The organism is Arthrobacter sp. E1SS-5 (assembly GCF_057073715.1).
This window is the reverse complement of record NZ_CP172703.1, coordinates 2,160,641-2,184,443: the sequence shown is the minus strand read 5'-3', so window position 1 is coordinate 2,184,443 and position 23,803 is coordinate 2,160,641. Positions and strand designations below refer to the sequence as shown.

20 protein-coding genes are annotated in these 23,803 nt (G+C 66.5%); 8 read left to right on the top strand and 12 right to left on the bottom strand.

Translation table 11 applies throughout. From position 1 onward, the window contains the following. The 3 genes from ACIGJD_RS10070 to ACIGJD_RS10060 are packed head-to-tail and all read right to left on the bottom strand — an operon-like array spanning nt 1 to nt 3,614. Nucleotides 1-912, bottom strand: a complete 912-nt coding sequence (locus tag ACIGJD_RS10070) for a MaoC family dehydratase (RefSeq protein WP_483689391.1) — start codon at nt 910-912, stop codon at nt 1-3. After that, nucleotides 909-2,249 carry a 3-oxoacyl-ACP reductase gene (locus tag ACIGJD_RS10065; protein WP_483689390.1) on the bottom strand — a complete coding sequence of 447 codons (1,341 nt, stop codon included), beginning with the start codon at nt 2,247-2,249 and terminating at the stop codon, nt 909-911. The genes ACIGJD_RS10070 and ACIGJD_RS10065 overlap by 4 nt, the downstream gene beginning before the upstream one ends. A gap of 9 nt (nt 2,250-2,258) precedes the next feature. Then, nucleotides 2,259-3,614 (bottom strand): acetyl-CoA C-acetyltransferase, encoded by a 1,356-nt coding sequence (locus ACIGJD_RS10060; protein ID WP_483689389.1) that lies wholly within the window; start codon nt 3,612-3,614, stop codon nt 2,259-2,261. Between the two features lie 19 nt (nt 3,615-3,633). Here ACIGJD_RS10060 and ACIGJD_RS10055 point away from each other — a divergent pair, with 19 nt between their 5' ends. Both ACIGJD_RS10055 and ACIGJD_RS10050 read left to right on the top strand, forming a co-directional pair. Beyond that, nucleotides 3,634-4,404 carry a TetR/AcrR family transcriptional regulator gene (locus ACIGJD_RS10055; protein ID WP_483689388.1) on the top strand — a complete coding sequence of 257 codons (771 nt, stop codon included), beginning with the start codon at nt 3,634-3,636 and terminating at the stop codon, nt 4,402-4,404. Between the two features lies 1 nt (nt 4,405). Beyond that, nucleotides 4,406-6,520, top strand: a complete 2,115-nt coding sequence (locus ACIGJD_RS10050; protein WP_483689387.1) for an acyl-CoA dehydrogenase family protein — start codon at nt 4,406-4,408, stop codon at nt 6,518-6,520. 44 nt (nt 6,521-6,564) lie between these two features. Here ACIGJD_RS10050 and glgA read toward each other — a convergent pair whose 3' ends face one another. Next, nucleotides 6,565-7,770 (bottom strand): glycogen synthase, encoded by a 1,206-nt coding sequence (glgA, locus tag ACIGJD_RS10045; protein ID WP_483689386.1) that lies wholly within the window; start codon nt 7,768-7,770, stop codon nt 6,565-6,567. A 101-nt stretch (nt 7,771-7,871) separates the two neighbouring features. On the opposite strand from glgA, the gene glgC reads away from it, so the two are divergent. From glgC to ACIGJD_RS10030, 3 genes are all read left to right on the top strand, one after another. Next, nucleotides 7,872-9,281, top strand: coding sequence for a glucose-1-phosphate adenylyltransferase (glgC, locus tag ACIGJD_RS10040; RefSeq protein ID WP_483689385.1), 1,410 nt, complete (start codon nt 7,872-7,874; stop codon nt 9,279-9,281). A 96-nt stretch (nt 9,282-9,377) separates the two neighbouring features. Further along, nucleotides 9,378-10,829 (top strand): SDR family NAD(P)-dependent oxidoreductase, encoded by a 1,452-nt coding sequence (locus tag ACIGJD_RS10035; protein WP_483689384.1) that lies wholly within the window; start codon nt 9,378-9,380, stop codon nt 10,827-10,829. Nucleotides 10,830-10,847: 18 nt separating this feature from the next. Continuing rightward, nucleotides 10,848-11,318 carry a pyridoxamine 5'-phosphate oxidase family protein gene (locus tag ACIGJD_RS10030; RefSeq protein ID WP_142133860.1) on the top strand — a complete coding sequence of 157 codons (471 nt, stop codon included), beginning with the start codon at nt 10,848-10,850 and terminating at the stop codon, nt 11,316-11,318. Between the two features lie 70 nt (nt 11,319-11,388). Here the strand turns inward: ACIGJD_RS10030 and ACIGJD_RS10025 are convergent, their stop codons facing one another. The 3 genes from ACIGJD_RS10025 to ACIGJD_RS10015 form a co-directional block, all read right to left on the bottom strand. After that, entirely contained in the window at nt 11,389-12,240 is an 852-nt protein-coding gene (locus tag ACIGJD_RS10025) for a transglutaminase family protein (protein WP_483689383.1), read from the bottom strand. Further along, a complete protein-coding gene (locus tag ACIGJD_RS10020) occupies nt 12,237-13,163 on the bottom strand; it encodes an alpha-E domain-containing protein (protein ID WP_142133862.1) in 927 nt (308 codons plus the stop codon). Before ACIGJD_RS10020 ends, ACIGJD_RS10025 begins: the two co-directional genes overlap by 4 nt. A gap of 75 nt (nt 13,164-13,238) precedes the next feature. Continuing rightward, nucleotides 13,239-14,795: a circularly permuted type 2 ATP-grasp protein gene (locus ACIGJD_RS10015; protein WP_483689382.1), complete on the bottom strand. Its 1,557-nt coding sequence runs from the start codon at nt 14,793-14,795 to the stop codon at nt 13,239-13,241. A gap of 114 nt (nt 14,796-14,909) precedes the next feature. Here ACIGJD_RS10015 and ACIGJD_RS10010 point away from each other — a divergent pair, with 114 nt between their 5' ends. Both ACIGJD_RS10010 and pepN read left to right on the top strand, forming a co-directional pair. Beyond that, complete coding sequence (locus ACIGJD_RS10010) at nt 14,910-15,968, top strand: YeiH family protein (RefSeq protein ID WP_483689381.1); 1,059 nt, start codon at nt 14,910-14,912, stop codon at nt 15,966-15,968. Nucleotides 15,969-15,999: 31 nt separating this feature from the next. Beyond that, nucleotides 16,000-18,660, top strand: a complete 2,661-nt coding sequence (gene pepN / locus ACIGJD_RS10005; RefSeq protein WP_483689380.1) for an aminopeptidase N — start codon at nt 16,000-16,002, stop codon at nt 18,658-18,660. A gap of 48 nt (nt 18,661-18,708) precedes the next feature. On the opposite strand, the gene lplAB is transcribed toward pepN, so the two are convergent. The 5 genes from lplAB to ACIGJD_RS09980 form a co-directional block, all read right to left on the bottom strand. Next, nucleotides 18,709-19,806, bottom strand: a complete 1,098-nt coding sequence (gene lplAB, locus ACIGJD_RS10000; RefSeq protein ID WP_483689379.1) for a lipoate-protein ligase LplAB — start codon at nt 19,804-19,806, stop codon at nt 18,709-18,711. Nucleotides 19,807-19,902: 96 nt separating this feature from the next. Then, nucleotides 19,903-20,160 carry a type B 50S ribosomal protein L31 gene (locus ACIGJD_RS09995; RefSeq protein WP_018761303.1) on the bottom strand — a complete coding sequence of 86 codons (258 nt, stop codon included), beginning with the start codon at nt 20,158-20,160 and terminating at the stop codon, nt 19,903-19,905. 154 nt (nt 20,161-20,314) lie between these two features. Then, nucleotides 20,315-21,124, bottom strand: a complete 810-nt coding sequence (locus ACIGJD_RS09990) for a TrmH family RNA methyltransferase (protein WP_483689378.1) — start codon at nt 21,122-21,124, stop codon at nt 20,315-20,317. A gap of 7 nt (nt 21,125-21,131) precedes the next feature. After that, complete coding sequence (locus ACIGJD_RS09985) at nt 21,132-21,917, bottom strand: sulfite exporter TauE/SafE family protein (protein ID WP_483689377.1); 786 nt, start codon at nt 21,915-21,917, stop codon at nt 21,132-21,134. Between the two features lie 20 nt (nt 21,918-21,937). Continuing rightward, a complete protein-coding gene (locus tag ACIGJD_RS09980; protein WP_142133869.1) occupies nt 21,938-22,723 on the bottom strand; it encodes an ABC transporter ATP-binding protein in 786 nt (261 codons plus the stop codon). Nucleotides 22,724-22,848: 125 nt separating this feature from the next. On the opposite strand from ACIGJD_RS09980, the gene serB reads away from it, so the two are divergent. Further along, complete coding sequence (serB, locus tag ACIGJD_RS09975; protein ID WP_483689376.1) at nt 22,849-23,742, top strand: phosphoserine phosphatase SerB; 894 nt, start codon at nt 22,849-22,851, stop codon at nt 23,740-23,742. Nucleotides 23,743-23,803: the final 61 nt, after the last annotated feature.

The following is a 23,803-nucleotide window of genomic DNA, read 5'->3' as shown; positions in this document are numbered from 1 at the left end:
CTACAGGGCAGCAACAGTGCCGGTGAAATGGCGCCGCCCGGAGCGCGGACTCCACGCCACAAAGTTGGAGTGTTTCCACGCGCCGGAGGCACTTTGTTCGCTGTCGATCTCCAGGGCCACCCGGGACGGCAGGAAGACTGGTGCTTCGAATTCAACGTCCCAGCTGAAGGAATCGCCCCGGGCCGGGCCCACATCTGCAAGGGCCCGCGACGCCAGGTACATGCCATGCGCGATCGAACGCCGCATTCCCAGTGCCTTGGCCGAGAGTACGCTCAGGTGGATGGGGTTGAAGTCCCCCGATACGGAGGCATAGGCGCGGCCGGCATCCACACCCAGGTGCCACAGGGCGGTTGGGTCCGGTGCCGTGAAGTCGGCCCTTGCCGGGACGGCAGTGGGTTTGTCGATCCCCGGCAGGAACACCCCCTTGGCCAGATAAGTGGACACCCCGCGCCAGTGCACCTCGGCAGAGCCGGCAGGCCGGACCTCCGCCACAACGTCCACCTGGGTGCCCGCGCGGTGTCCGCGCAGGTTTTCCACCCTGGCGGTCATGTCCAGAACGTCGGTGAAAACCAAAGGTGTCCTCTGCTCCACGCTGTTACGCAAATGGATCATGCCCAGCAGGGGAAGTGGAAAGTCGTCCCGGTTCATGACGCTCATGGCCAGGGGAAATGCGATGGCATGGATAAAACCGGCCGGCAGGACGTCGCTGGCCGTCTCACCGATCAGGTGCTGGTAGGCGGTGAGCTTTTCGACGTCTACAGCGACGCCCCTGACCTCGTGGCTTTCCGTCGGAAGGACCGAGGTGTCATGGTTTCCCAGGAGCCTGCGCCGTGCAGCCGTCGCGGCGGCGTTGACGTAGAGCTTGGACAGGGACGGCATCTCGGCCAGGACCACTGGTTGCTGGAGTGTCATGCCCCCACCAGGTTCTGCCCGCACACCCGCAGCACCTCCCCGTTGATGCCGCCTGCGGCGTCGCTGGCCAGGAATGCGATGGTTTCCGCAACGTCGGCGGGAAGGCCGCCCTGCTGGAGCGAGTTGAGCCGCCGTGCCACCTCTCGCACGGCGAACGGGATGCGGGCCGTCATCTCGGTTTCGATGAAGCCCGGGGCCACGGCATTGATGGTGCCGCCGCGCGACGCGAACAGCGGGGCGCTGGCCCGAACCATTCCCATCACTCCCCCCTTGGATGCGGCGTAGTTGGTCTGTCCCCTGTTCCCGGCGATGCCGCTGGTGGAGGCAACTGAAACGATACGCGGCGCAGGTCCGAGATGCGCGGATTGCAGCAGTGCCTCATTGATCCGGAGCTGGGCGGCGATGTTGATGTTGATGACGCTGTTCCACCGCGCGGGGTCCATGTTGGCCAGCAGCTTGTCCCGCGTGACACCCGCGTTATGCACCACGATGTCCAGGCGCCCGTGCCGCTGGACGGAATGGTCGAGGATCCGTTGCCCCGCTTCCGCGCCGGTGATGTCCAGCTGCAGGGCGGTGCCCCGCACCTCGTTGGCTACGGACGCCAACTGGTCCCCGGCAGCCGGGATGTCCACCAGGATAAGCGTGGCTCCGTCCCGGTGCATGGTCCGGGCAATCTGGGCTCCGATGCCGCGCGCGGCCCCGGTGACGACGGCAACTTTTCCTCCCAGCGGCCGTTCGGGGTCAGCGGGAAGCACGCCGTCCTCCGTTGAAACCGTGAGGAACTGGCCGTCCACGAATGCGGAGCGGGCGGAGAGGAAGAACCTGATCGCGCCAAGGGCGCTTGGGCTGGTGGACGTGGTGCCGTCTGCGAGGAGGATCCCATTTCCCGTTGCCCCGGCCCGCAGTTCCTTGGCAAGGGAGCGCAGGAAGCCATCCACCCCCTGCCGTGCCGCTGCCGCTTGGGGCGAGGACGCCTCCGCCGCGGGACGCGACAAGGTGATGATCCGGCCGCCGGCCCGCAGGTCGCGGAGCGAACCGGCCGCGGCCAGGACGGGCTTTTCCAGGTCGGCCGGGTGCTCCACCCCGTCCAGGACAAGGATGATGGCGCCCAGCTTTTCGGCTGGGACCGCGTGCCGCCTGACGTCAAGGTCCCAGGAAAGCAGTTCCGCGGCAAGCTTGTCCGCCCCTGCGGTATCCCCCACGACGACGACGGGGCCCGCCACCAGCGGCTGGCCCGGCTCATAGCGGCGCAGGACAGCGGGTTGCGGGAGGCCCAGCTTTTTTGCAAGGTTGCGGCCCGGGCCGCTGTTGACCAGTTGTGTGTATGTATCTGCCACGCCGCCCTCCTACAGGGATTCCAGGATCGCGACGACGCCCTGGCCGCCGGCTGCGCAGACGGACACCAGGCCGCGGGCGGGTCGGCCCGTGGAGGCCGCCTTGTCGTGCAGCATCTTGGCCAGGGTGCCGACGATGCGGCCGCCGGTTGCGGCGAACGGGTGGCCTGCCGCCAGTGAAGAGCCGTTGACGTTCAGGCGCGACCGGTCGATGCTCCCGAAGGCACCTTCCAGGCCCAGGCGGGTCCGGCCGAATTCCTCGTCCTCCCATGCCGCCAGGGTGCTGAGGACAGTGGCGGCAAAGGCTTCGTGGATTTCGAAGTAGTCAAAGTCCGCAAACGTCAGGTTTTGCCGGGCCAGCAGCCGCGGGACAGCGAACACGGGCGCCATCAGCAACCCGTCCTTGCCGTGCACAAAATCAACCGCAGCAGCCTCGGCGTCAATCACGGCTGCCAGCTTGGGCAGGTCACGGGCGTCTGCCCACTCGTCGGACGCCAATAGCACAGTGGAGGCGCCGTCCGTCAGCGGCGTGGAGTTGCCAGCCGTCATGGTGGCATCTGCACCGAGGTTGCGGCCAAATACCGGCTTCAGGCCAGCGAGCTTCTCCATCGAAGTGTCCGCGCGAAGGTTTGCGTCACGCGTCAGTCCGCGGTACGGGGTCATCAGGTCATCAAAGAACCCCGACTCGTATGCGGCGGCAAGGTTGTGGTGGCTGTTCAGGGCCAGCTCGTCCTGGGCTTCCCGGGAGATCTTCCACTGCGCGGTGGTAAGGGCCTGGTGCTCGCCCATGGTCAGCCCGGTCCTGGGCTCTGCCGTGCCCGGGGCCAGCGGCGCCAGATCCTTTGGCCGCAGCCGGCTCAGGATCTGCAGCCGCTGCGGAAGCGTCTTGGCCCGGTGGAGGTCCAGGATCACCTCGCGAAGCCCTTCGCTCACAACCACCGGTGCATCGGACGCCGAATCAACGCCGCCGGCGATGGCGGAATCGATCTGCCCCAGCTTGATCTTGTTCGCCAGTCCCACCACCGTTTCAAGGCCTGTGGCACAAGCCTGCTGGAGGTCGTACACGGGAGTCTCGGCGGAGAGTGCCGAACCCAGTACGGCTTCCCTGGTGAGGTTGAAGTCCTTGGAATGCTTGAGCACCGCGCCCGCTGCCACCTGGCCGATCCGCTCGTCCTGAAGTCCGAAGCGTGCAATCAGGCCGTCCAGGGCAGCGGTCAGCATGTCCTGGTTGGAAGACTTTGCATAGGCGCCGCCCGCACGGGCGAAGGGAATTCTGTTTCCGCCGACAATCACCGCCCTCCGGGTTGCAGGGACGGCGGCTGAAACTGATTTATCAGGCGCGGGGGTGGACTGTCCGTCTATGGACATGGAAGGCTCCTTGGGTCACATGCGGTTACCGATACCCAGCGTACCTGATACGCTGGGTATCGTGAACTTCCAGGACACAGCCCGCACTCCTGCCGCCGGGCTTGAGCAGACCGCAAACTCCGACGGGCGTTCCTCGCGTTGGCAAAGCCACCGGGAAGAACGCCGCAGGGAACTGATCAAGCAGGCCCGCCGTGCAGTGCATGCACTTGGCAGCGACGCTTCCATGGAGGACATCGCCACCGCCGCCGGAACCTCCAAGTCGGTCTTTTACCGTTACTTCGGGGATAAGGCGGGGCTGCAGCAGGCCGTGGGCGAAGTGGTCCTGAGCCAGATGCAGCACCGCATCCAGGAGGCTGCGCAAAGCGCCGTCACGCCCCGGGAAGGGCTGCTGGCGATGGTCTCGGCCTACCTGCAAATGGCGGACACCAGCCCCAACGTCTACGCGTTCGTCACCAGCTACGCTCCCGCCGACCAGGCCGGCCCTGCCCATCCTGCAGCCGCCGGCGGCCCGCTGGGGCACTTCTTCGACGCCATCGCGGACATGATCGCCAAGCCGATGCGCTCGCACCTCGGCGACGTCGGAGAAGCGGTCATCGGGTACTGGCCCAAAGCGGCCATCGGCCTGGTGCGCAACGCCGGCGAACAGTGGCTCAGCACCCCCGACTCCCCTGCCAAGCCCACCCAGGAGACCATGGCCCGCCAAATCACGGCGTGGCTGTGCGTTGGCATCGCCCCTGAACTCACCCCCGCTTCACCGACCACCAAGTTATCCGCCAAAGAAGGACTGTGACATGACTGATGTAGTGGAACGCCAAGCCCGCAGGGGCCTGCGCCCCGCGGCAAGCTCTGCAGCCACTCCGGACAAAAGCTCCACGCCCGCCGTCGACGTCGAGGCACTGGGCCGGCAGCTCCTGGGAAAGTGGGCCGACGTCCGCCTCCAGGCAAGGGACCTGGCCGCCAGGCCGGAGCTGCACAAAGTGGAGGGCCTGACCCACACGGACCACCGTGCGCGCGTCTTCGGCCAGCTCAAATACCTCGTGGACAACGAAGCCGTGCACCGCGCCTTCCCGTCTGACCTGGGCGGCTCCGACGACCACGGTGGAAACATCGCAGGGTTTGAGGAACTGGTGGTGGCCGACCCGTCGCTCCAGATCAAGGCCGGTGTCCAGTGGGGACTCTTCGGTTCGGCAGTGATGCATTTGGGAACGGCAGAACACCACGCCAAGTGGCTGCCGGGAATCATGAACCTTGAAATCCCTGGCTGCTTCGCCATGACGGAAACAGGGCACGGCTCGGATGTGGCCAGCATTGCCACCACCGCAACGTACGATCCCGACACCGAAGAGTTCGTCATCCATACCCCCTTCCGGGCAGCGTGGAAGGACTACATCGGCAACGCCGCCACTGACGGCGTGGGCGCAGTGGTCTTCGCCCAGCTGGTCACCCACGGCGTGAACCACGGCGTCCACGCCTTCTACGTGGACCTGCGGGACCCGCAGACCAAGGAGTTCCTGCCCGGCATCGGCGGCGAGGACGACGGCATCAAGGGCGGCCTGAACGGCATCGACAACGGCCGCCTGCACTTCACCAATGTCCGCATCCCCAGGTCCAACCTCCTGAACCGGTACGGCAACGTCGACGCGGACGGAACCTACACATCACCCATCGCCAGCCCCGGCCGGCGCTTCTTCACCATGCTGGGCACCCTGGTCCAGGGCCGGGTATCCCTGGACGGCGCCGCCGTCGCCGCCTCCAAGGTGGCCTTGAAGGCGGCCATCCAGTACGCCACCGAGCGCCGCCAGTTCAACGCTTCCTCCCACACGGAAGAGGAGGTCCTGCTCGACTACCAGCGGCACCAGCGGCGCCTGTTCACCCGTTTGGCCACCACCTACGCGGCCGCCTTTGCGCACGAACAGCTCCTGGAGAAGTTCGACGACGTCTTCTCCGGCGCCCACGACACCGACGCAGACCGCCAGGACCTGGAGACCCTGGCGGCAGCGCTGAAGCCGTTGAGCACCTGGCACGCGCTGGACACCCTGCAGGAATGCCGTGAGGCCTGCGGCGGCGCAGGGTTCCTGATCGAGAACCGCTTCGCCTCACTGCGCGCGGACCTGGACGTGTACGCCACGTTCGAGGGCGACAACACGGTCCTGCTCCAGCTGGTGGCCAAGCGCCTGCTGGCCGACTACGCCAAGGAATTCCGCAACGTGGACTTCGGCGTCCTGGCCCGCTACGTGGTGAACCAGGCAGCCGGCGTCGCAGTCCACCGCACCGGCCTGCGCCAGGTGGCCCAGTTCGTGGCGGACTCCGGATCGGTCCAGAAGGCCGCCAACGCACTGCGGGACGAGGAAAGCCAGCGCGCACTCCTCACGGATCGGGTGCAGACCATGGTGGCCGAGGCAGGAGCCGCCCTCAAGGGCAGCAAGCGCCTCCCGCAGGAGAAGGGCGCCGCCCTGTTCAACCGGCACCAGAACGAACTCATCGATGCCGCCCAGGCCCACGCGGAGCTGCTGCAGTGGGAGGCCTTCACGGAAGGCCTGCACCAGGTTGCGGACCCGGGAACCAGGACGGTACTGACCTGGCTGCGCGACCTGTTCGGCCTGTCGCTGATCGAGAAGAACCTGTCCTGGTACCTCATGAACGGCCGCCTCTCCATGCAGCGGGCCCGCACGGTGGGCGGATACATCAACCGGCTGCTGGAGAAGATCCGCCCGCATGCGCTGGACCTGGTGGACGCCTTTGGATACGGCGAGGACCACGTCCGTGCAGCCATCGCCACCGGTGCCGAAAAGATGCGCCAGGACGAAGCCCGTACGCATTTCCGGAATGAACGTGCCAGTGGACAGGCCCCGGTGGATGAGAAGGTGCTGATCGCCAGGACCGCCGCGGCGGGCCGCAAGGGCTAACCAGCCAAACTGCGGCGCCGTCGTACGTTGTGCTTGCGGGACGATCAGCCGGCGGCCGGCAGCACGGAGCGGTACACCTCAAGGGTGGTCTCGGTGATGGACTCCCAGGAGAAGTGCTTTTCTGCCCGCTCCCGGCCGGCCTGTCCCATCGCACGGGCGCGGTCGGGATCGGACACTACTTCGGTCAGTGCGTCGGCAAACTCGCTGACGAACTTTTCCGGATCCAGGGGTGTCCCCGTGCCATCCGTGACCTGCTCCAGGTCCACCAGCAGGCCGGTGCGACCATGCTCCACGACCTCGGGGATTCCGCCGGTGGCGCTGGCCACCACTGCCGCGCCACAGGCCATGGCTTCGAGGTTGACGATGCCCAGCGGCTCGTAGATGGACGGGCAGGCAAACGCAGTGGCGTGGCTGAGCACCTGGATGAGCTCATGGCGCGGCAGCATCCGCTCGATCAGCACCACGCCCGTGCGCTGCTTCTGCAGGTCCTCGATCAGGGCCGCTGTCTCCGCTGCGAGTTCCGGGGTGTCCGCCGCGCCGAGGCAGAGGACAAGCTGGACGTCCGCCGGCAGCTTCGCCGCCGCCCGCAGGAGGTAGGGGACGCCCTTCTGGCGTGTGTTTCTTCCCACAAAGACGACACTCGGCTTGGCGGGGTCGATGCCCAGGGCGCGGACGGCGTCGTCGTTTTCGTCACGCCTCCACAGCTCCACATCGATGCCGTTGTGGACCACGCGGACCTTTGCAGGGTCAACGTTGGGGTAGCTGCGCAGGATGTCCTGGCGCATGCCCTCGGACACCGCGATGATCGCGGCCGCAGCTTCGTACGCAGTCTTCTCCACCCATGAGGAAAGGGCGTAACCGCCGCCGAGCTGTTCAGCCTTCCAAGGCCGGAGCGGCTCCAGGCTGTGGGCGCTGAGAACGTGCGGAATTCCGTGTAGAAGGGAGGCCAGATGGCCTGCCATGTTGGCGTACCAGGTGTGCGAATGGACCAGGTCCGCGCCTTGCACGTCCGGCACAATGCGCAGGTCCACACCGAGGGTCTGGACCGCCGCGTTCGCTCCGCCAAGGTCCTCCGGGACCTGGTAGGACGTTACCGTCGCGCCATGGTAATCGGCATCACGGGGAGCGCCGAAAGCACGAACCTGCAGGTCAACGTGCTTACTAAGCACCCTGCTCAATTCGGCTACGTGTACCCCGGCGCCGCCGTAGATCTCCGGCGGGAACTCTTTAGTCACAATGTCTATTCGCACAAGACCCAAGGTAGTCGTTCACGGATAACTGTTCTAGTGTGAAGGAGTCCGGGCATACCGGACTGTCTTGGGAGTTACGAAGGCGTACAGGAGCGACCATCATGCCGTTAACAAAAAAAGTCCTGGCCATTGTCCTCGCAGGCGGCGAGGGAAACAGGCTTATGCCACTGACGGCAGACCGGGCCAAGCCCGCCGTGCCTTTCGCCGGCAGCTACCGCCTCATCGACTTCGCGCTGTCAAACCTGGTGAATTCCCGCTACCTGCAGATCGTGGTGCTGACCCAGTACAAGTCGCATAGCCTTGACCGGCACATCTCCGAGACCTGGCGGATGTCCACCCAGCTCGGCAACTACATCGCTTCCGTCCCGGCGCAGCAGCGCGTGGGCAAGAGCTGGTTCCTGGGCAGCGCCAATGCCATCTACCAGTCCCTGAACCTCATTCACGACGCCAACCCGGACATCGTGGTGGTGGTGGGTGCGGACCACGTCTACCGGATGGACTTCGCCCAGATGGTTGCCCAGCACGTAAACAGCGGCGCCAAGGCCACGGTGGCCGCGGTCCGGCAGCCGCTGCACATGGCCAACCAGTTCGGCGTCATCGAAACGGACCAGAACGATCCCCAGAAGATCGCAGCGTTCGTGGAAAAACCCGCGAGCACCCCCGGTCTTGCCGCGGACCCCTCCCAGTTCCTGGCCTCCATGGGCAACTACGTCTTTGACGCCGACGCCTTGGTGGCCGCGCTGCACGTGGACGCTGAGCGACTGGACACCAAGCACGACATGGGCGGTGACATCATCCCCTACTTCGTCAACCGCGGCGAGGCCGGCGTTTACGACTTCACGCTCAACGAGATCCCCGGCTCCACTGAGCGCGACCGCACCTACTGGCGCGACGTAGGCACCATCGACTCCTTCTACGACGCCCACATGGACCTCATCTCCCCGCTGCCGGTCTTCAACCTCTACAACTCCGAGTGGCCCATTTACACCCGGCAAACCACTTCGCCGCCGGCCAAGTTCGTCCGCGGCAAGAACAACACCGTGGGAACCGCTCTGGACTCCATCGTGGCCAACGGTGTGGTGATTTCCGGCGGCGTGGTGGAAGGCTCGGTGCTGTCCAACGACGTCTACGTGGCCACCAGCGGCCGCGTGATCGATTCGGTCCTGATGGACAAGGTGCAGGTGGGTGAAGGGGCAGTGATCAACCGCGCCATCCTGGACAAGAACGTCAAGGTGCCCGCAGGTGCTGCCATCGGGCTTGACCCGGACCTGGACCGGGCGCGGGGGTTCAAGGTCACCGAATCCGGCATCACGGTCCTGTCCAAGGGCCAGGAGGTCCCGGAGCCCGGCGAGGAAGAACGGAAGCTTGCCGCGCAGCATGTCAGCGTCCTGCCCAGCGCCATCCGGGCCGCTGCGGAGCAGTATCCGGACATGCGCGAGGCCGCGGACAAGGTTGCCGGCACGCATGCTGCCGCGGCCGCGGAGGCCGCACCGGCCGGCAGGCTTTCCTGACGCCCGCATCGCCGCCGCTTTCCCCGCAGCAAGCCAGCAGGCCGGGGCACCACTGATGGTGCCCCGGCCTGCTGCGCACGCGGTAAAATTGACCCAATGAGCTCCCCCGACCTGACCCCTGAGGACATCCAGGCCTGCCTCAAGGTCCTGAACACCATTCACGCCTACGACGAGGAGCACCCGGACTATCTCGCGGTACGCCGTGCGACGGGAAAGATGTTCAAAGCGGTCAAGCGCCACCGCAGGGTCACCAAGCGCGATTTGATTGCCGAGGCTGACAGGGCAGTCATCGCCCAGACCGCCACCGCAGCGCCGGACCGGATCGACGACGAGACCCGCGGCAACAAGCTGGAACCGTCCGCCACCGGCAAGATCGCGGGCCACCTCATCAGGTCCCGCCCCTGCTACATCTGCAAACAGCACTACACCCAGGTGGACGCGTTCTACCACCAGCTGTGCCCGGAGTGCGCCGCCTTCAGCCACAGCAAGCGTGACGCCCGGACCGACCTCACCGGGCGTCGGGCCCTGCTCACCGGAGGCCGGGCCAAGATCGGGATGTACATAGCCCTGCGCCTGCTGCGCGATGGGGCGCACACCACCATCACCACCCGGTTCCCCAAGGACGCGGCCCGCCGCTTCGCCGCCATGGAGGACAGCGGCGAGTGGCTCCACCGGCTCCGGATCGTGGGCATCGACCTGCGCGATCCTGCCCAGGTCATGGCCCTCACCGATTCCCTCAACGAAGCCGGCCCGCTGGACATCATCATCAACAACGCCGCCCAGACCGTGCGCCGGTCCGGCAATGCCTACAAGCCCCTGGTCGATGCCGAGGACGAGCCACTCCCGGCGGCGCTGGAGCACGCCAACGGCGGCCCTGAGCTGCTGACCTTCGGCCACGCCCATGACAAGCACCCGCTGGCGATTGCCGGCAGCGTCACGGAACATCCCGTCCTGGCCGGCGACGCCGTCACTTCACTGGCGCTGTCCACCGGGTCCGCGTCGCTGGAACGGATCGCCTCGGGGACAGCCATCGACGCCGGCGGTCTGGTTCCCGACCTGGCCACCATCAACAGCTGGACGCAGGTGGTGGACGAGGTGGATCCGCTCGAAATGCTCGAGGTGCAGCTCTGCAACGTCACCGCGCCGTTCCTCTTGGTCAGCCGCCTCCGCGACGCCATGAGGCGCTCCACCGCGCGGCGGAAGTACATCGTGAACGTCTCTGCCATGGAAGGCCAGTTTTCCAGGGCCTACAAGGGGCCGGGGCATCCGCACACCAACATGGCCAAGGCTGCCCTGAACATGATGACCCGCACCAGCGCGCAGGAAATGCTGGACACGGACGGCATCCTGATGACGGCCGTAGACACGGGGTGGATCACCGACGAACGTCCGCACTTCACCAAGGTCCGGCTGATGGAGGAAGGCTTCCATGCTCCCCTGGACCTGGTGGACGGCGCGGCCCGCGTCTACGATCCCATCGTCATGGGTGAAAAGGGCGAGGACCAGTACGGCGTCTTCCTGAAGGATTACAAGCCCAGCCCCTGGTGATGGGCGTATGCTCACGGCATGAGCAACGAGTCATCTACCCAAGTGCAGAACCTCGAACACCACGAATGCTGGGCCATGCTGCGGACGGTGTCCGTGGGAAGGCTGGCCGTGCTGGCGGACGGGCGTCCGGATATCTTCCCGGTGAACTACACAGTGGACGGCGGCACACTGGTCTTCCGCACCGCCCAGGGAACCAAGCTGGCCGCAGCCACCGGCGGTGAGGCCGCCGTTGCCGTCGAGGCGGACGGGGTGGATCCCGACACGGGCCTGGCGTGGAGCGTGGTGGTCAAGGGCACCGCTGCGCTGGTCAAAAGCACTGAGGAAGTGCTGGAAACTTCCCGCCTGTACCTCTTTCCCTGGCAGGCCGGCCGGAAGGATGCCTTTGTGCGCATCACCCCGGACTCGGTCACGGGCCGCCGCTTCAAGGTCACTGATCCGATGACCTGGTGGACCCAGATCAACGGCTCCGCAAAGGCGTCGCAGGAATAGACCGACAGCGGCCAACAAGAAATGTACGACGACGGGTTCCCCGGCCGGGAAGGCCGGGGAACCGGCCGTGTCAGGCCAGTTGGGTGATTTCGACGCTCACCTTGAGGGCGGACCCGCCTCCCCCTGACAGGATGCCCTTCAGCGGGGGCACGTCCCGGTAGTCGCGGCCCCTGGCCACCGTGACGTGGAAGTCGCCGGCGGGTTTGTGGTTGGTGGGGTCCCAGCTGCGCCAGTCCCCGTCCCACCATTCAAGCCAGGCGTGCGACTGCCCGGCAACGGTCTCCCCGATCCCGGCGCTGGAGCGCGGGTGCAGGTAGCCGGAGACGTAGCGCGCGGGAATTCCGCAGCTGCGCAGGGCACCGATGGCCAGGTGGGCGAGGTCCTGGCACACGCCCTTGCGCTGGCCCCAGGCTTCCTCGGCGTTGGTGGTGACGGCGGTGGAGCCGGACATGTAGGTCATCTCGCCGCGCATCCAGGTAAAGACGGCCATGGCTGCTTCGTGCGGATTCTTCCCGGCCACCACATCGGGGATGATGCCCAGCACTTCGTCGCCGGGGCCGCTCAGCCGGGACTGCGGCAGCCAGTCGCTGAAGGCGTCGAGCGTCTCCGGAGACTTGAGGTCCTCCCAGCCCACGATGTCGGCTTCGGCCGGGATCTTCTCCGCCCGGTGCACCTCGACGGTGATGTTGGAGACCACCTCGAGGCTTTCGTGCGGCATCTGCATGTCGAAGGCTGTGACCCTGGTCCCCCAGTAGTCCCGGTACGTGCTGACCGCCGCCTGCGACGGAGCCACCTTCACTACCGATTCCAGGACCACCTGCTGCGAGTCGGTCAGCGGTGTCATGCGGGCCTCGTTGTAGGACAGCGTCACCCGCTTGTTGTACTTGTAGGCCGTCCTGTGGACGATGCTCAACCGGGTCATGACACTTCTCCCACCCAGGCAAGTTCATCCGCCTGATTGAAGTACTTACGGGAAATGGCGTCCGAGGCCTGGGACACTGCCTTCTGGACCCGCTCCATGTGTTCGGGCAGCTCGGACATGAGGTCGTCCGTCCGGTGGAACTCCAGGAAGGTCCGGGCCTGCCCCACGATGCGGCGGGCGTCGTTGATGAAACCCACGCGCTGCGCGGACGGGTCAAGCTTGGCCAGGCACTCGTCGGCGTCCCGCAGCGCATAGACGATGGACCGCGGAAACAGCCGGTCCAGGAGCAGGAATTCGGCGGCGTGCTGGTCGCCGAATGCCGCACGGCGGGTGCGGAGGAAGGATTCGTAGGCGCCGGCGCAGCGGAGCATGTTGACCCAAGACATGCCGGCAGAGAGCACGTCGCGGGTGGAGAGCATCCGCGCCGTCATGTCCGCGCGTTCCAGGGAGCGGCCCAGGACCAGGAAGAGCCAGCTTTCGTCATGGCTCACCGTGGTATCGGCAAGGCCGCTGACCATGGCGGTCCGCTCCAGGGTCCAGTTGCAGAACCGGTACGTGCCCACCACGTCCTTGCGGTGCTGGCTCAGCCCGTAGTAGGTGGTGTTCAGGCTCTCCCACAGCGCAGAGGACACGGTCTCCCGGGCCCGGCGCGCGTTTTCGCGGGCAGCACCAAGGGAGCCGGCGATGGAGGTGGCACTGGTCTTGTCGTAGGCCAGGGCGTGGAGCAGTTCCGGCAGGCCGAAATCCTCGCTCTGCGGCCGGGCTCCCATGACGGCCAGGAGTTCCTGCGCAACGCTCTTCCGCTCCTCCATGGGAAGGTGGTTCAGGCGTTCCAGGTGGACGTCAAGGATGCGGGCGGTACCATCCGCCCGCTCCACGTAGCGGCCGATCCAAAAAAGGGACTCGGCAATTCGGCTAAGCATTCGCGGCTACCTCCTGCGCGCCCGGAACGTTGAAAAAGAAGTGCCCGACGGCGGGAATGTGGTCAGGTGCCCCGCTCACTGCTGCTGCTCCGACTGGCGGTCGCGCCAGTTGCTCTCCACCGGCCAGACGGAGACCCGCTCGCGGACGGTGACGGACTGCCGGGGCACGGTTTCCACCGGCATCTGGGGTGAGTCGGCAAGGACCCACGTGTCCTTGGATCCGCCGCCCTGGCTGGAGTTCACGATCAGGGAGCCCTCCTTCAGGGCCACGCGGGTGAGGCCGCCCGGGAGCACCCAGACGTTGTCGCCGTCGTTCACGGCGAAGGGCCGCAGGTCCACGTGCCGGGGGCCGAACTTGTCTCCGCCCAGGGTGGGAACCGTGGAGAGTTGCAGGACCGGCTGGGCGATCCAGCCGCGGGGGTCGGCGATGATCCGCTGGCGAAGGGCGTCCAGTTCGTCGTTGGAGGCGTCGGGGCCGATGACCAGGCCCTTGCCGCCGGAGCCGTCCACGGGCTTGACCACCAGTTCCGCGAGGTTGTCCAAGGTGTACTCCCGGGCTTCCTTCTCCTCAAGGCGGTAGGTGTCCACGTTGGCGATGATGGGCTCCTCGCTCAGGTAGTAGCGGATCAGGTCAGGCACGTAACTGTAAACCAGTTTGTCGTCGGCAACGCCATTGCCCACGGCATTGGCGATGGTGACGCCGCCGGCACGGGCGGCATTGACCAGTCCGGGGCAGCCGAGCATGGAGTCCGAGCGGAACTGCAGCGGATCCAGGAAGTCGTCGTCGATCCGCTTGTAGATCACGTCCACCCGCTGCTCGCCGGCGGTGGTCCGCATGTACACGCGGTTTCCCCGGCAGATGAGGTCACGGCCCTCCACGAGCTCCACGCCCATAAGGCCAGCCAGGAGGGTGTGCTCAAAGTAGGCGCTGTTGAATACGCCGGGGGTCAGGACGACGACGGTGGGATCGTCAACACCGGCCGGTGCGGTTTTGCGCAGGGCTGAGAGCAGCCGGCGGGGGTATTCCTCCACGGGCCGGATAAGCTGCTGGCCAAAGGCTTCCGGCAGGCCCTTCGCCATGGCGCGCCGGTTCTCCAGCACGTAGCTGACGCCGGAGGGCACCCGGACGTTGTCCTCAAGGACCCGGAAGGTGCCGGCAGCGTCGCGTACAACGTCGATGCCGGAGATATGCACCCGGACCCCGCCCGCCGGCTCGAAACCGTGGACCTGCCGGTGGAAGTGCGCGCTGGTGGTCACCAACTGGCGCGGGATCACGCCGTCGGACACCACCGTCATCTTGTCGTAGACATCGTTCAGGAAGGCTTCCAGGGCGCGCACCCGCTGCGCGACGCCGCGTTCCAGGACATCCCACTCGGCGGCCGGGATGACCCGCGGCACGATATCGAGCGGAAAGGGGCGTTCCTCACCCGCGTAGTCGAAGGTGACACCGCGGTCCAGGAAGGTGCGGGCCATGGAGTCCGCGCGTGCGCTGACGTCCGCCAGGGACAGCTTCCGGAGTGCCTCCGCCACCTGCCCGTACGAGTCCCTGGCCTGTTGTCCGGGGGCGAACATCTCGTCGTAGGCTCCGGTGCGGCCAGCGGCCTCGGAGTAATCCTGGAATAGGTCTGACATGTCCAATAGCCAACCATCTTTTTGTTTCGAATTCATTTACAGCCATCCATTGTGGCGTGTTGACACCAACGGCCCGGTTCGTACTTTACTGGCCTCTTCGGGCACAGTAGGTAAATGCCAGTCAGCAGAAGCCTTCCCGAGCCGGGCCATGGCCGGTTCCGGCCTGTCCTTGCGCCGCTGGCGCCCGGCCTGCTGACCGCGGCAGCCGCCGTCGCCGCGGCGTTCCTGGTGCATGGACTGCTGCCTGCACTCCCCGCGATGACCCTGGCCGTGGTGTTGGGGGTGCTCGCCGCCAATCTTCCCGGCGCCGCCGGATGGACCGAAGGGCGCGCACGTGCCGGGCTGGACTTCGCGGGCAAGCACTTGATGCGTGCCGGCATCGTCCTCCTGGGCCTGAAGGTCAGCGTCATGGACGTCCTGGGCTTGGGGTGGCTGTCGCTGCTTCTGATCGTGGCGGTGGTGGCGGCCAGTTTCGCCGGGACGTACGCCATCTCGCGCCTCTTCCGCCTCCCGAAGGTGACCTCGCTCCTGGTGGCCACCGGGTTCTCCATCTGCGGAGCCTCCGCCATTGGCGCCATGGCCGCAGTCCGCCGCATCCGGCACCCCGAAACCGTCCTGCCCGTGGCACTGGTGACCCTCTGCGGAACGCTCGCCATCGGTGTCCTGCCCCTCGTCGCCCATCCGTTGGGACTGACGGCAGCCGTGTTCGGCGCGTGGACCGGCGCGTCCGTGCACGACGTGGGCCAGGTGGTGGCCACGGCGCAAACCGCCGGGACTGCGGCGCTGGCGATCGCCGTCGTCGTCAAACTCACGCGGGTGCTGCTGCTGGCGCCTGTTGCTGCCATGGCGGGTGCGCACCATCGGAGGGGCGCCCGGTCCGTTGGCGCCGCTGACGGCAGCATGGCGAAGATGCCGCCGGTGGTGCCGCTGTTCGTGCTGGGTTTCGTGGCCATGGTGGCGCTGCGCTCCACCGGCTGGCTGCCCCAAGGCTGGCTCGAGGCCGGGGCCACGCTGCAGGACATCGTGCTGGGAGCGGCCCTGTTCGGACTGGGCTCGGCAGTGCGGATCCGCAGCCTCCTGCACACCGGCGGCCGGGCCCTTCTGGCCGCACTGGCATCGTGGTTCCTGATTGCCGCGCTGGGTCTGGGGGCGGCGTTCCTCATCGCCGGCTGAGCTTGCCCGGACACCGTGATTAGATAGCCGGGTGTCAAATGAGAATCTGCAGCGCAGCGAAGCCGCCGAACGTTCAGCCTTGATCAGCACCACCAGCTACGACGTCTCCCTTGATGTGCGGCAGGCAGCTGATCCGGCAGTCGCCGGCTACACCAGCCGCAGCGTCATCACTTTCACTGCAGAGGCCGGCTCCAGCACGTTCCTGGACTTCATCGGCAGCAGCGTGCACAGCGTGTTGCTTAACGGCAGAAGCCTGCAGGTGGAGGACGTGGTGGACGGCGCACGGATCCGGCTGGAGAACCTGCGGGCCGAGAACCAGGTGACGGTCACCGGGACAGCCCTGTACAGCCGCTCGGGCGAGGGCATGCACCGGTTTGTGGACCCCGCCGATGGCCAGTGCTACCTGTACACCCAGTACGAGCCCGCCGACGCCCGCCGGGTGTTCGCAAACTTTGAACAGCCCGACCTTAAAGCCACCTACACGTTCCACGTCATGGCCCCGGCGGATTGGCAGGTGGCTTCCAACGGTGCCGAGGTGAACCGCACCCTGCTCACCAGCGATCCGGCCAACGCCTGCTGGGACTTCGCCACCACCCTGCCGATGTCCACCTACATCACCACCGTCCTGGCCGGCCCGTATTTCAAGGCCGAGGACCGCTGGCAGGCAACGCTCGACGACGGCACACGCCTGGACGTCCCGCTGGCCCTTTACTGCCGCGCGTCCATGGCCGAATCCTTCGACACGGACAACCTCTTCGACCTCACGAAGAAGGGGCTGGACTTCTTCAACCGGCTCTTCGACTACCCGTACCCCTGGGGCAAGTACGACCAGGCCTTCGTCCCCGAATACAACCTCGGCGCCATGGAGAACCCCGGCCTGGTCACCTTCACCGAGAGCTACGTCTTCACCTCCCGCGCCACCGACGCCCAGTACCAGGGACGGGCCAACACCCTGCTGCACGAGATGGCCCACATGTGGTTCGGGGACCTGGTGACCATGCAATGGTGGGACGATCTGTGGCTCAAGGAATCGTTCGCGGACTACATGGGGACGCTGGGCGTTGACCGGGCCACCGACTGGGAAACCGCGTGGGTGAACTTCGCCAACAAACGCAAGGCCTGGGCCTACGTGCAGGACCAGCTGCCCACCACCCACCCCATCGTGGCGGACATCCCGGACCTCGAAGCGGCCAAGCAAAACTTCGACGGCATCACCTACGCCAAGGGCGCCTCGGTCCTCAAGCAACTGGTGGCCTATGTGGGTTTTGACGCCTTCATCGCCGGCTCCCGGGAGTACTTCCGGAAGCACGCCTACGGAAACACCTCGCTGGCAGACCTGCTGGCCGCACTGGATGCCGCCTCCGGGCGCGAGCTGTCCGGCTGGGCCCGGCAGTGGCTGCAGACCTCGGGGATTTCCACGCTGTCTTTGGACTTCAGTTCGGAAGGTGCGGCAGAAGGCACAACAACGGACGACGACGGCCTGCTGGGCGCGGTAACGATCGTCCAGGAAGCAACGGACCCGGTCACGGGACGGGAGGAGTTGCGGCCGCACCGCCTACGTGTGGGTTCCTACGACTTCGACGCCGAGGGCGCCCTGGTGCGGACCGGCAGCATCGAAACGGATGTGGCCGGCGCCCGAACAGACCTCCCCCAGCTCGCCGGCCAGCCGAGGCCTGCGCTCCTCCTGCTCAACGATGACGACCTCACCTATGCCAAGGTGCGGCTGGACCGGGCCTCCGAGGCAACGGTCCGCGCATCGCTGGACAGGATTTCCGATCCCATGACCCGCGCCCTTTGCTGGACGTCGCTCTGGAACTCCGCCAGGGACGGCGAAAGCCCCGCATCGCTGTACGTGGAGGCCGTGGCCGCCTTCGGCCCGGCCGAAACCGGCATCGGAGTCCTGCTGAACGTCCTCGACAACGCGATCACCGCCGTCGAACGTTACACGCCTCTGGACAGCAGGGATGAGGTGCGTTCCGCCTTCCTGGCAGCGGCCGCTGCCGAACTGGACCGGGCCATGCCGGGCTCGGACCAGCAGCTGGCCTGGGCCCGCACCCTTGCCACCCTGAGCCGGCATGACGCGAGCCTGCTCCCCCGCCTCCGCGGCCTGCTCGACGGCAGTGCTCCCGTGGAAGGCCTGGCGGTGGACGCCGAGCTCCGCTGGCATCTGTGGCACGCCCTCGCCGCCAATGGGCAGGCCGGCGCGGAGGAACTGGACGCCGAACTGGCCCGCGACACCACGGCGTCGGGCCGGGCAGGACATGCCACCGCCATGGCATCCCGGCCGGACCCTGCTGTTAAAGCAGCGGCCTGGGGTGCGGCAGTCGAAGGCACCGGGCTCTCAAACCAGCTCCTCACGGCAACCATCAACGGCTTCACCACCGCCCCGGCGGCGCTGCTGGAGCCTTACGTAGAGCCCTACTTCGATTGCCTGAGCACCGTATGGGACAAACGCAGCATCGAGATCGCCAGCCGGATCGTCCGCGGCCTTTACCCCGCGGCGCAGGACCTGGCAGCGGGTACCCGTCCCAAAGAGCATTCAGTGGTACGGCGGACCGACGAATGGCTGGCCGCCAACCCGGACGCCCCGCATGCCCTGCGCCGGATCATCGTGGAGCAGCGCAGCCACCTGCTGCGCGCACTCACCGCGCAGGCCGCCGTCGTGGCCCACCACCCATCGATTGCTCCGTAGCTGCCGTTTTCGGGCGCCAAAACGGCAGCTACCCAGCAATGGATAGAGCTAGGGGACGCGGTGGAGCCATTCCTGCGTGCCGAACTTTGCTGCCACCCGTTCCTCTGCGGCTGCCAGTTCGTGTCCCGCCAGCTGTGACGGTGTTGCTCCGTACCGCTCGCTGAACACCTGGGTCATGGCTTCAATGATGGCCGTGCGGGCCAGGCCGGTCTGGCGCCGTAGCGGGTCCACGCGCTTCTTGGCGCTGCGCGTGCCCTTGTCGGAGAGCTTCTCCTTGCCGATGCGCAGGACTTCCACCATTTTGTTGGCGTCGATGTCATAGCTCATGGTGACGTGGTGCAGCATGCCCCCATTGGCCAACCGCTTCTGCGCGGCGCCGCCGATCTTGCCCTGGTCCGTGGCGATGTCATTCAACGGAATGTAGAAGGCGTTGATGCCGAGCTTCTCCAGTGCGGCCATGACCCAGGCGTCAAGGAACGGGTAGGAGTCGGCGAAGCTCAGCCCGTCCACCAGGGTTTGGGGCAGGTAGAGCGAATAGGTGATGCAGTTGCCGGCCTCCATGAACATGGCGCCACCGCCGCTGATCCGCCGGACCACGTTGATGCCATGTTTGGCGACGCCCTCGGGGTCCACCTCGTTCTGCACTGACTGGAAGCTGCCGATCACCACCGACGGCTCCTGCCAGTCCCAGAACCGGAGGGTGGGGGTGCGCTCCCCCGCGCCAACGGCCTCCGTGAGCACCTCGTCCAGGGCCACGTTGATTTCGGTGGGAAGTACCGTGGGTGCGATGATGTTCCAGTCGTGGTCTCCCCACGAAGTGGCCTTGGCCAGGGCGCGGCGCACGGTCACGGCCACTGCATCGGCAGAGAAGCCGAAGAGGACAGCTCCAACCGGTAGTGCGGCGGTGACGGCGGCCGCGAGGTCCTTGGCAGGCGTGGTGTCCGGGAGCCCGGTCAGCGCGCGGTTGATGTCGTCAAGGGCCTCGTCGGGTTCCAGGAAAAAGTCGCCGCTGACGGAGACGTCCGCCAGGGCCCCATCCACCACCGCCAGGTCCACCACCACCAGCTTGCCGCCGGGGACCTTGTACTCCCCGTGCAGGCGCTGGTTGCTGGCGGCATCATGGGCGGGGAAACGTGACTCGGTCATGCTTCCCATCCTGCCCCAGAAAACAGGCGCACGGTTAACGCAGGAGGCCCGCACCGTGTCCGGTGCGGGCCTCCTGTGCAAGCTTGGGCGAAGGAATTACTTCTTGCCGCCGAAGCCCTTGAAGCGAGCGTTGAAGCGCTCGACGCGGCCTGCAGAGTCCATGATGCGCTGCTTGCCCGTGTAGAACGGGTGGGACTCGGAAGAGATTTCGACGTCGATGACCGGGTAGGTGTTCCCGTCTTCCCACTCGATGGTCTTGGAGGAAGACACGGTGGAGCGGGTCAGGAACTTGGTGCCGGAGGCCAGGTCGTTGAAGACAACAGCTTCGTACTTCGGGTGGGTATCAGACTTCATAATTGGACCTTTGTTCGCGCAGCTGGATTTTGCCAGCTGCCAGGTATGAATGGGATGGCTGGGCTCTGTTGCATCAGCCGAAGCCGAAAAAGCAGGACAACCAGCTATCAATCATAGCCGATGCCGGTGGGGCTGACGAACCACGCCCCAGACGCTAGGCCCGTGGGCGAAGCTCCCAGAAGGCCACGGCGGAGGCGGCAGCAACATTGAGGGAATCCACGCCGTTGCGCATGGGGATCTTGACGGCAAGGTCGACGGTGGCAAGCGTCTCCGGGCTCATGCCTGCCCCTTCCGTGCCAAGCACCAGCGCGAGCTTGTCCAGGTTGCGGGATGCGACGGCGTCGACGTCCTCCGCGTCCGGCGTCAGCTCCAGTGCCGCGACGGCGAAGCCGTGGTCCTTGAGCACCTGCAGGTCCCCTGGCCAGTTGTGCAGGCGTGCCCAGGGAACCTGGAACACGGTGCCCATGCTGACCCTGACGCTGCGGCGGTAGAGCGGGTCGCCGCACCGCGGGGAAACGAGCACGGCGTCGATATCCAGGGCAGCCGCTGAGCGGAAGATCGCTCCCACGTTGGTGTGGTCCACGATGTCCTCCAGCACCGCCACCCGGCGTGCCCCGGCCAGAAGCTCCGGCAGCGGCACCGGGGCGGGGCGCTGCATCGCCGCCATGGCTCCGCGGTGGAGGTGGAAGCCGGTGATTTCCTCGAGCAGGGCAGCCGAGCCGATGAACGCCGGAACGTCGGGGTACGCCGTGAAGATGTCGTCGAGGTCCGCCATCCACTTTTCGGCGAGGAAGAACGATCTTGGCTGGTGCCCGGCGGCCAGCGCCCGGCGCAGCACCCGGGACGATTCGGCGATGTACATGCCCTCGGCCGGTTCGCGGAGCTTCCGCAGGTGCACGTCGGTCAGGGTGGTGTAGTCGCTGACCCGGGGGTCGTCGGCGGATGCGAGGTAGTGGAAAGTCACCGGGTGATTATTGCAGCAGGTTGGCGATCATGACGGTCAGGGCCACGATGCCCAGGCTGAAGATCACGGCACGCAGGACGCGGGGCGACAGCTTGCGGCCCACTTTTGCGCCCGTGAGGCCGCCGATGGTGGAACTGACAGCGATGAGCAGCACCACCAGCCAGTTGACCCGGTCGAAGGCGAACAGCAGGTAGGAGATGGCGGCCACCATGTTCACGCCGAGGACCAGGAAGTTCTTCATGGCGTTGGCGTTCTGGATGGTGCCCTTGAGGAACACGCCCAGGATGCCCACCAGCAGGATCCCCTGCGCTGCCACGAAGTAGCCGCCGTACACACCGGCCAGGTACACCAGCACCACCAGGAGGATCCCGTGGCGTTTATCCTTGGCGGCCTGCTCCGGATCGGCCTCGCGCCTGCGGACCCAGTCCTGCAGCCGCGGCTGGAACACGACCATCAGCATGGCCAGGACCAGCAGGACCGGGGCCACGTAGTGGAAGACCTTTTCGGGCAGGTGAAGCAGCAGATATGCCCCCGTGATGCCGCCCAGCACAGACGCCGGCAGCAGGCGCATGACCTGCCGTCCGCGGCCGGCCAGTTCCCGCCGGTACCCGAAGGCCCCGGCGCCCGTGCCGAAGACCAAACCCATCGCGTTGCTCATGGAGGCAGTCACCGGGGCCACGCCCAGGGCGATGAGCACCGGGAAGGTGACCAGGGTGCCGGAGCCCACCACCGCGTTGATGGTGCCGGCCCAGAGCCCGGCGATGAACACAATGATGCTGCTGAAGAATTCCAAGGTAGCTGCGCAGGCCTGTTCTAGCGGCGTGCTGTAGCGGTGTAGCGTCCCGCGTTCTCGGTCACCGCAAGCGGGAGCCCGAAGGTGGTGCTGAGGTGTTCTTCGGTCAGGACCTCGGTGATGGGTCCGGCAGCCACCACTCCCCCGTCGCGCAGCAGCATGGCGTGGGTGAATCCCGGCGGGACTTCCTCGAGGTGGTGCGTTACCAGGACCATGGCCGGAGCGGTCTCGTCCCGGGCCAGCTCGGCGAGTTTGTGGACCAGCTCTTCGCGGCCGCCCAGGTCCAGTCCGGCGCCCGGTTCGTCAAGGAGGAGCAGTTCCGGGTCGGTCATAAGGGCGCGGGCGATCTGGACGCGCTTGCGTTCGCCTTCGGACAGGGTGGCGAAGGTCCTGTTCAGCAGCGGGCCCATGCCCCAGTCGTTCAGCAGCCGGAAGGCGCGCCGTTCGTCGTCGCGCTCGTAGCCCTCCCGCCAGCGGCCGGTGACGCCGTAGGCGGCGGTGACCACCACGTTCAGGACGTTTTCGTGTTCGGGAATCTGGGTGGCGAGGGCTGCGGAGGAGAGCCCGATGCGCGGCCGGAGTTCGAAGACGTCGACGCGGCCCAGGATTTCGTCGAGGATGCCGGCCGTGCCGCTGCTCGGGTGGAGCCGGGCCGCCGCGATCTGGAGGAGGGTGGTCTTGCCGGCGCCGTTGGGGCCAAGGATGACCCACCGTTCGCCCTCGTTGACCTGCCAGTCAACCTTGTCCAGAAGGGTCTTCTTACCTCGGACAACGCTGACGGAGTCCAGTTCCAGAACATCACTCATAGGAGTAGACACTAGGACAAAACGGAAGATGACTGATAACCGGTGTGAAGGGTGCCTAACGGCCCTGCGGCAGCGGCCCGCAATGAATTCAAGCCACCCGTTCGCCGCTGGCTAAGATTGCAGGCATGACTCCGAACGTGACTGCGGTCAGCTATGGCCTGAATATAACCTCCGCCGGGCTGGAGCAGCTGCGTTCCATCCTTGCCTCCCAGGGCGCCGAGGTGCTCGCCGAAACGGCGTCCGGCGACGACCGCTATCAGGTCCAGGTCCTTGAGCTGGCCCTTCCCGACGCGACCGCTGCGGGGCTTTCTGCCCTGCGCGGAGCCGTGGCCGAGGCGGCAACGAAGGGTTTTGACACTGCCATCGTGCCAGCCGCCCTCCGCACCGCTGCGCGCAAGCTGCTGATCATGGACGTGGACTCCACCCTGATCCAGCAGGAGGTCATCGAGCTCCTGGCCGCCTACGCAGGCAAGCGGGAAGAGGTTGCAGCCGTAACCGAAGCTGCGATGCGGGGTGAACTGGACTTCGCCCAAAGCCTCCACGCCCGCGTGGCCGTCCTCGCGGGGCTGCCGGCCGACGTCGTCCATTCCGTCCGCCATGAAGTGAAGCTCAGCGAAGGCGCCGACCAGCTGGTGGCCGCATTCAAGGCCGCGGGCCACACCGTTGCCGTGGTGTCCGGCGGATTCAACCAGATCCTGGAACCGATCGCCGCCGACCTGGGCCTGGACTACTGGCAGGCTAACGAACTGGAAATCGTGGACGGCGCGCTGACCGGCAAGGTGCTCGGCGCGGTGGTGGACAGGGCCGCCAAGGAAAAGTACCTGCGGGAGTGGGCTGCCGCCGAAGGCATTGCTCTTGAGCACACTGTGGCCGTGGGCGACGGCGCGAACGACCTGGACATGCTCGGCGCCGCCGGGATCGGGGTGGCCTTCAACGCCAAGCCTGCCGTCCGCGCCGTGGCTGACGCCGCCCTAAACATGCCATACCTGGACGCCGTCCGCCACGTCGCCGGGGTTTGAGTCCCCTCTTACCAGCGGGAAGGCCCCGCCCACCGGATTAACCAGTGGCCGGGGCCTTCTG

Bases quoted from the DNA above. Each gene is read 5' to 3' on its own strand.
- ACIGJD_RS10050 (WP_483689387.1), top strand. From the start codon at position 4,406: ATGACTGATGTAGTGGAACGCCAAGCCCGCAGGGGCCTGCGCCCCGCG.
- ACIGJD_RS09995 (WP_018761303.1), bottom strand. From the start codon at position 20,160: ATGAAGTCTGATACCCACCCGAAGTACGAAGCTGTTGTCTTCAACGAC.
- ACIGJD_RS10055 (WP_483689388.1), top strand. From the start codon at position 3,634: ATGCGGTTACCGATACCCAGCGTACCTGATACGCTGGGTATCGTGAAC.
- ACIGJD_RS10030 (WP_142133860.1), top strand. From the start codon at position 10,848: ATGAGCAACGAGTCATCTACCCAAGTGCAGAACCTCGAACACCACGAA.
- ACIGJD_RS10060 (WP_483689389.1), bottom strand. From the start codon at position 3,614: ATGTCCATAGACGGACAGTCCACCCCCGCGCCTGATAAATCAGTTTCA.
- ACIGJD_RS10015 (WP_483689382.1), bottom strand. From the start codon at position 14,795: ATGTCAGACCTATTCCAGGATTACTCCGAGGCCGCTGGCCGCACCGGA.
- ACIGJD_RS09980 (WP_142133869.1), bottom strand. From the start codon at position 22,723: ATGAGTGATGTTCTGGAACTGGACTCCGTCAGCGTTGTCCGAGGTAAG.
- serB (WP_483689376.1), top strand. From the start codon at position 22,849: ATGACTCCGAACGTGACTGCGGTCAGCTATGGCCTGAATATAACCTCC.
- ACIGJD_RS10020 (WP_142133862.1), bottom strand. From the start codon at position 13,163: ATGCTTAGCCGAATTGCCGAGTCCCTTTTTTGGATCGGCCGCTACGTG.
- ACIGJD_RS10025 (WP_483689383.1), bottom strand. From the start codon at position 12,240: ATGACCCGGTTGAGCATCGTCCACAGGACGGCCTACAAGTACAACAAG.
- glgC (WP_483689385.1), top strand. From the start codon at position 7,872: ATGCCGTTAACAAAAAAAGTCCTGGCCATTGTCCTCGCAGGCGGCGAG.
- ACIGJD_RS10070 (WP_483689391.1), bottom strand. From the start codon at position 912: ATGACACTCCAGCAACCAGTGGTCCTGGCCGAGATGCCGTCCCTGTCC.
- ACIGJD_RS10010 (WP_483689381.1), top strand. From the start codon at position 14,910: ATGCCAGTCAGCAGAAGCCTTCCCGAGCCGGGCCATGGCCGGTTCCGG.
- ACIGJD_RS10035 (WP_483689384.1), top strand. From the start codon at position 9,378: ATGAGCTCCCCCGACCTGACCCCTGAGGACATCCAGGCCTGCCTCAAG.
- lplAB (WP_483689379.1), bottom strand. From the start codon at position 19,806: ATGACCGAGTCACGTTTCCCCGCCCATGATGCCGCCAGCAACCAGCGC.